The organism is Streptomyces sp. CNQ085 (genome assembly GCF_022614595.1).
In the GTDB taxonomy this organism is placed as follows: Bacteria; Actinomycetota; Actinomycetes; order Streptomycetales; family Streptomycetaceae; genus Streptomyces.
Genome location: NZ_JAJFAU010000054.1, coordinates 20,838 through 27,663 on the forward strand (window position 1 = coordinate 20,838; position 6,826 = coordinate 27,663).

At 72.7% G+C, this 6,826-nt stretch carries 6 protein-coding genes and 1 pseudogene; 3 read left to right on the forward strand and 4 right to left on the reverse strand.

The annotated features are described in order from the left end of the window. Window positions 1–208: 208 nt before the first annotated feature. Complete coding sequence (locus tag LJ221_RS11910; protein ID WP_241716138.1) at window positions 209–832, reverse strand: universal stress protein; 624 nt, start codon at window positions 830–832, stop codon at window positions 209–211. Between the two features lie 90 nt (window positions 833–922). Here LJ221_RS11910 and LJ221_RS11915 point away from each other — a divergent pair, with 90 nt between their 5' ends. Then, window positions 923–1,582: a CBS domain-containing protein gene (locus LJ221_RS11915; RefSeq protein WP_241716140.1), complete on the forward strand. Its 660-nt coding sequence runs from the start codon at window positions 923–925 to the stop codon at window positions 1,580–1,582. Window positions 1,583–1,667: 85 nt separating this feature from the next. On the opposite strand, the gene LJ221_RS11920 is transcribed toward LJ221_RS11915, so the two are convergent. Then, a complete protein-coding gene (locus tag LJ221_RS11920; protein WP_241716143.1) occupies window positions 1,668–4,421 on the reverse strand; it encodes an HAD-IC family P-type ATPase in 2,754 nt (917 codons plus the stop codon). A 4-nt stretch (window positions 4,422–4,425) separates the two neighbouring features. Continuing rightward, entirely contained in the window at window positions 4,426–5,319 is an 894-nt protein-coding gene (locus LJ221_RS11925) for a universal stress protein (RefSeq protein ID WP_241716148.1), read from the reverse strand. 86 nt (window positions 5,320–5,405) lie between these two features. On the opposite strand from LJ221_RS11925, the gene LJ221_RS11930 reads away from it, so the two are divergent. Further along, window positions 5,406–5,957, forward strand: coding sequence for a TetR family transcriptional regulator C-terminal domain-containing protein (locus tag LJ221_RS11930; RefSeq protein WP_241716145.1), 552 nt, complete (start codon window positions 5,406–5,408; stop codon window positions 5,955–5,957). A gap of 406 nt (window positions 5,958–6,363) precedes the next feature. Continuing rightward, window positions 6,364–6,513 carry a hypothetical protein gene (locus tag LJ221_RS11935; protein ID WP_308314767.1) on the forward strand — a complete coding sequence of 50 codons (150 nt, stop codon included), beginning with the start codon at window positions 6,364–6,366 and terminating at the stop codon, window positions 6,511–6,513. Between the two features lie 188 nt (window positions 6,514–6,701). Here the strand turns inward: LJ221_RS11935 and LJ221_RS11940 are convergent. Continuing rightward, a pseudogene (locus LJ221_RS11940) lies at window positions 6,702–6,826 on the reverse strand (thioredoxin family protein); the annotation flags it as partial.

The following is a 6,826-nucleotide window of genomic DNA, read 5'->3' on the forward strand; positions in this document are numbered from 1 at the left end:
GTGCCTGCCACGGGTCACCGGCCGGCAGGGCGATGACGACAGCCGGCACACCTCCCGCAAGGGGACCGGCGGGTCGATCAGCGAGGAGGCCGACCGCGAGGACGTAGACCGTGTGGCGCCCCGGACGGCGGTCCAGGGTGGGCGAGAACAGGGCCAGTACGCCCGTCGAGGGGCAGCGCGGCGGCCAGCGCACCCCTCTCGCCGCTCATCACCCGGACACACCGCGGCGCCCGCCGGTCACGAGGACCGGCACCGATCCGTCGCGCAGCAGCTCCCGGGCCACGTCGCCCAGCAGCCGCTTGGACAGCCCGCGGCCGTGCCTGCCCACGACCACCACGTCGATGTCGTTCTCAACGGCGAACCGCGCCAGCGCGGCCGCGGGCGGGCCCGCCAGGATCTCGCACGCGGTCACACGCCCCCCGGCCTCCTCCGCCACGGCGCTGAGACGGTCCTTGGCCTCCACGATCCGCCCCTGCCAGTCGAGCTCCGCCGCGTCGTAGTCCACGACCTGGGCGGCCACCAGCGTCTCCGTGTACGGTCCGAGCAGGCCGACCGCGAGCCCGAGCGCCGTCTCGGACTCCGGCGACCCGTCCACGCCGACCAGCACCCGCAGTCGGCCGGGGCCATGGGGCCCAGCCTCGGTCCGCGCGACCCTCGTCGGCCGGCGCCGGACGCGCTCACCGGCGACCAGGGCCAGGACGGGACCGAAGACGACACCCATGAACAGCCAGCCCGGACCGCCGTGCCCCCGGCGCGCCATCCACCAGGCGGTCAGGAGCCCGGTCGCGATCCACACGAAGACGGCGATCAGCACGTACGAGAGGTCACCCATATAGACCCTTTTGCCAGATTCAGGCAGAATTTAGGAAGATTATTTCATTAAAGGTCAGATAACCTGGCAACGACACCCGCGGGAGCTCCGATGAGGCAGTGGCACGTGCGCGATCTGATGACCGCCGACGTGGTCTCGGTAGGCGAGGACACCCGGTACCGGGAGATCCTCGACGCACTGGACCGCAACCGCGTCAGTGCCCTCCCCGTCGTTGACGCGGAGGACCGGGTCGTCGGTGTTGTCTCCGAGGCCGACCTGCTGCGGGCCGAGGGGCATCCCGGGGACAGGCCGCGCTCCCGGCTCCCCCGGCCCCCGGACCGGAGCGGGGCCGCACGGGATCTGATGAACTCCCCGGCGGTGACGATCGGACCGGATGAGCCGGTGGTCCGGGCCGCCGGGCTGATCGAGAGCGAGAGGGTCAAGCGACTGCCGGTCGTCGACGGCGAACGGCGCCTGCTCGGCGTCGTCTCGCGCCGCGACCTGGTGCGGATGCACGTACGCCCGGACGCCGACATCCGCGCGGACATCGTGGACGGGGTGCTCAAGCACACGCTGTGGGTCGCCCCCTCCCAGGTGGACGTCGACGTCGGTGACGGCGTGGCCGAACTGCGCGGCCGGGTCGACCGGCGCACCACGGCCGCGTTCGCCGTGAGCCTGGCCGAACAGGTCCCCGGCGTGGTGAGGGTGGTGGACCGCCTCACCTGGGACGAGGACGACCCCACGCCGCCGGACGTGATCGTCCTTCCCTAGTGCCGCGTCGGTCGGGGTTCTCCCCGCTCGCCGCCTCCCCCGGCCTCCGTCCGGGGGCGCCTCGCCCCCGAACCACCCCCGCCGCTCACACCAGCTGTCGGCGGAACCGCTTGTCCACGGCGACCACCAGGGAGGCGAGCAGCGCGATACCGAGGATCCGCAGCCACGCCCTCCCGTCGATCGGAGCGGTGTGGAACAGCCTGTTCATGGCCGGCAGATAGGTGATGGCGAGCTGGCCGGCCGTCTGGGCGAGCACTCCCCAGATGATCCACCGGTTGCCGAAGAGCCCGGCGCTCCACATGGAGCGGGTGAGCGAACGACAGCTGAACAGGTAGAACAACTCGACGGCGACGACCAGGTTGACCGCGGCGGTACGTGCCTCGGCCAGGCCCGCGCCCTCCGCCCGCTCCCAGGTGAACAGCCACCAGGCCCCGCCGACGATCAGCGCGGAAACCAGCAGGACACGCAGTGCCAGTCCCGTCGTCAGCAGAGGCCTGCCGGGGTCACGGGGCCGCCGCAGCATGATCCCCTCCTCTTTCGGCTCGAAGGCGAGCATCAGCCCGAGCGCGACGGCGGTGGTCATGTTGATCCACAGGATCTGGGTGGGCAGGACCGGCAGCGTGGCGCCGAACAGGATCGCCACCAGGACGAGCATCCCCTGGCCCAGGCTCGTCGGCAGCACCCACACGATGAACTTGACGAGGTTGTCGAAGACACCGCGGCCCTCCTCGACCGCGGACTCGATGGTGGCGAAGTCGTCATCGGTGAGCACCATGTCGGCGGCGTCCTTGGCCACCTCGGTGCCGCCCCGGCCCATGGCGACACCGATGTTCGCCTGCCGCAGTGCCGGGGCGTCGTTGACCCCGTCCCCGGTCATGGCCACCACCTGGCCCCGCGCCTGGAGCGCCTCGACCAGCCGGAGCTTCTGCTCCGGGGAGACCCGGGCGAACACCCGGGCCCGCTCCACCGCGTCCGGGTACTCCTGCGCCGACAGCACGGCCAGATCGGCCCCGGTGAGTACCTCCCCTTCGCGCCGCTCGGTCAGCAGGCCGATCCGCCCGGCTACGGCGGTGGCGGTGGCCGCGTGATCGCCTGTGATCATCTTGACCCCGATCCCGGCCGTTCGGCACGCCCGCACCGCATCGACCGCGGCGGCACGGGGCGGATCGAGCATGGCCTGCAATCCGGTGAACACCATGGAATCCGGCATGGGGTCCTGTGGCGCCCCCTCCCCGATGCCCTCCGGCTCCACTCCCGGCAGCTCGGCGGTCGCCAGGACCCGCAGCCCCCGGCCGGCCAGCTCGCCGGCGGCCCGCAGGACCGCCTCGCGGTCCAGTGGCCGGACGCCGCCGCCGGCCTCCATCCCGGCCGAGCACAGCTCCACGACCTGTTCGACGGCACCCTTGACCAGCAGAAGGTGGCCGCCCGTCGCCTCGTCCCGGTGCACGGTGGCCATGTACCGCCGCTCGGAGCTGAAGGGGACCGTGCCGACGCGGGAGAACACCGTGGTGACGTCCGGGACCAGGCCCCCCTTGGCCGCCGCGGCCAGCAGCGCGCCCTCGGTGGGATCGCCCGTCAGGCTCCAGCGCCCCTTCCCGCCGGGCTCGGCGGCCCCGCCAGTGAGGACGGCGTCATTGCACAGGGCCCCGGCCAGCAGGCACCGGTACAGCGCCCGGTTCGCCGTCACGGAGACGACACCGCCGTTCTCGCGCCGGAACTCACCTTCCGGGGCGTACCCCGAACCACTCACGGAGAACTCGCCGTCCGGTGTCCACACCGCCCGCACCGTCATCTGGTTCTCGGTCAGCGTCCCAGTCTTGTCCGAGCAGATGACCGTGATGCTGCCGAGCGTCTCCACCGCCGGCAGCCTGCGGATCACCGCCCGTCGGCGCGCCATCCGCGACACGCCGATGGCCAGAGTGATCGTGACCACCGCCGGCAGTCCCTCGGGAATGGTCCCGACCGCCAGGGCCACCGCCGCGGTGAACGTACCCGAGGCGTCCTGCCCGCGAGCCAGGCCGATGGCGAAGGTCAATGCCGCCAGTACCAGGATGACCACCGTCAGCACCCTGCTGAATCCGGCGAGCTTCTCCGTCAGCGGTGTGGTCAGTACCTCCGCGGCGCCCACCAGCCGGTGGATCTCCCCCAGCTCGGTGCCGGCCCCGGTGGCCACCGCGACACCCGCCCCGCGCCCGGCCGTCACCAGCGTGCCGGAGTGGAGTGTGTTGCGCCGGTCGGCGACCGGCGTCAGCGGATCCAGCAGCACCTCGTCCTTGGCGACCGGGACGGACTCCCCCGTCAGCGCCGACTCGTCCACCCGCAGTTCCACGGCCCGCAGCAGACGTACGTCGGCCGGCACCTTGTCGCCGGCCTCCACCAGCACCAGGTCGCCGGGGACGACTTCCTCCGAGGGCACCGCTCGCTCGCGCCCGTCCCGCACCACCTTGGCCGTGGTGCGCACCATCGACCGCAGGCTGTCCAGCGCGGCCTCGGCCCTCGACTCCTGCGCGAAGCCGACGAATGCGTTGACCAGCACGACTGCGAAGATCACCGCGGAGTCCACGGACTCGCCCAGCGCGGCGGTGACCGCGCCCGCGGCGATCAGGATGTAGATCAGCGGATGGTGGAACTGGCGCAGGGCCCGCAGCAGCGGCCCGCCGCGCGCCGCGGCGGGAAGCGTGTTGGGCCCGAAACGGTCCAGCCGCCGCGCCGCCTCGTCCCCCGCCAGACCGCGGTCGGGGTCGGTCTCCAGCAGCAGCACGACCTCGTGGACGGGCAGCCCGTGGTGGGCTTCCCCGGCGCGGAGGGCGGAGGCGGGAGAATCCGGGCGGCGCGGCACCGCCTCACCCCTTCCTGTCCGTCCCGGAGGCGCGCACCACGGCGACGGGGCAGTGCGCGTGGTGCAGGGCCGCCTGGCTGACCGAGCCCAGCAACAGACCGGAGAACCCGCCGCGCCCGCGCGCCCCGACCACCAGCAGCTGGGCGCTGCCGCTGGCCTCGATCAGCGCCTGGCGTGCACCGCCCTGGACCAGGTGCCGGTGCACGGTGACGTCGGGATGCTTCGCCTGCCAGCCCGACAGCGCCTCGGCCGTCACCCGCTCCTCCTCGTCCCGGAGCATGTCCACGTCGTAGACCAGGGGCAGCGGCTCGGCGGGACCGCCGGAGACCGGACCGGTCCAGTTGTCCCAGGTGTGCAGCGCGACCAGGGCCGCGCACCGCGCCGACGCCTCGGCGAACGCGAATCCGATCGCGGCCTCGCCGGACGCCGAGCCGTCCACGCCCAGCAGCACGTGGCCCGTCGGGTCCGGCCTGCCGCGCACCACCAGGACCGGGCAGCGGCCGTGCGCGGTCAGGTGCACGGCGGTGGAGCCCAGCAGCAGCCCGGTGAAACCGCCCAGGCCCCGGCTGCCGACCACGACCAGCGACGCGCCCTTCGACCGCGCCTCCAGCACCGTCAGCGCCTCGCCGACGGCGACCTCGCCCTCGACGGCGAGCCCGGCCTCGGCACCGCGCGCGTGCTCGACCGCCTGCGCCACCAGCTGGTCGGCCATGTTGCGCAGCCCGCCGTCGGGCGGCCCCACCGGGGACGGTCCCAGCGGTACGTGCATGGCCGGCCAGAGGAACGCGTGCACCACACGCAGCGCCACGCCGCGCAGCCGCGCCTCGTGCGCCGCGGCGGTCACCGCGTCCAGGCTCGACGGCGAACCGTCCACTCCCACCACGACCGGTCCGTTCATCTTCGCTCTCCCCATTCCGCGCCGTTCCTTGCGGGAGCCGGGGCGGGGCCCTGTCCTCGCGGCCCGCTCCACCTCTTCTTCGCACCGTGTTCCGCCGTGCACTGACCACACTGATCCTTTCCCATCCTTGGTTCATAGGGTCGTACGGCCGGGCAACAGGGGCCATACGGCCCACATCCCGCCCGCACACGCTGTTCCTGCGTGCGCTCGACCACTACCGGGCCACCGAGTCGGCCGAGGCCCGGCAGCGGTTGCACGCGGGTGACCGCCCGGTCCGGGAAGTGCTGCGGGAATGGATGCTGTGGCTGGTCACCTGCCCGGCCGACGGCGATCCCGGCCGGGGGTGCCTCGTGGTCAACACGGCCACCGAAATCGGTACCGCCGACCAGCAGGTCCACCAGCGCACCGAGGCCGCCTTCAAGGTCACCCAGCAGGCCCTGCGGTCGCTGCTGACCGAGGGACGTGATCACGGCCAACTGCCCGCCGACCTCGACATCGACGCCGCCGTGGAACTGCTGTTCACCACGGTGCTCGGGCTCCGGGTGCGGGAGCGCGCGGGCCACGACCTCGCACGTCTGACCACCGCGATCGACATCGCGATCCGGGCGCTGGGATCCGCGTCCGGGGAATCCGCCTGACCGCGCCTGCCCGGGCCCCGGCGCCGCCCCTGCCGGGAGGGACAGCGCAGGCCGGCCGAAACCGCCCGCCGGCGGGCGGGGGACGTCCACCGCCACGGGCAGGACATCGGGACGCCGCGGATACCGGGTAGATCACCTTGCGGACCGTGCCGCCCGGCTCGGCGACCGCCGCCTCCGCCAGCCGCTCCTGGTCCTCCTCCAGCAGCGTCCAGACCTCGATCAGGTCCTCCGGCTCCCACTCCCGCCGCACCCCCGGGCTCCTTCCGGTCGTCATGACCGGACCAACCTCGCCGAGCACGGCCCCCGATGAACCCAGAAGATCAAAAGCGCTGACAAGAACACCCCAGATCCGCCACAGAGAGCTACTTGTCACTTCGCCGCAGCTTCGGGAGAACAGGGCCACCACTTGAAGCTCACGACCAACGCCGGACTTCTCGACCGCGAGCGCCGCGGGACCCGGGTGTGGTATTCGGTCAACCCCGAAGGACTCCGCCGTCTGCGGGACATTCTCGCTCCCGCCCGGGACGAGGAACTCGCCGCACCGCCCGACCACTGAGACAGCGCCACCGGGAGTGCGGCCCTCCGGCCGGTACGCGTGCTCGATCCGCGCCGGGCCGCGCGGGCCGCGCCGACGGAGCCATCACGGATTTCCGCACACAGTCGGCGTACACGCCCCTTGCTTGCGGCAGAGCCGCCGGAACGGATGTCAGAGCCTGCCCGGACCGCTCTCTCCCGTCCGCCTGGTCAGCCGATGAAGTCGGCCAGGTCTCGTTCGATGGCGGCCTTGGGCTTGGCGCCGACGATGGTCTTCACGACCTCGCCGCCCTGGTAGACGTTCATCGTCGGGATGGACATGATCCCGTACTTGG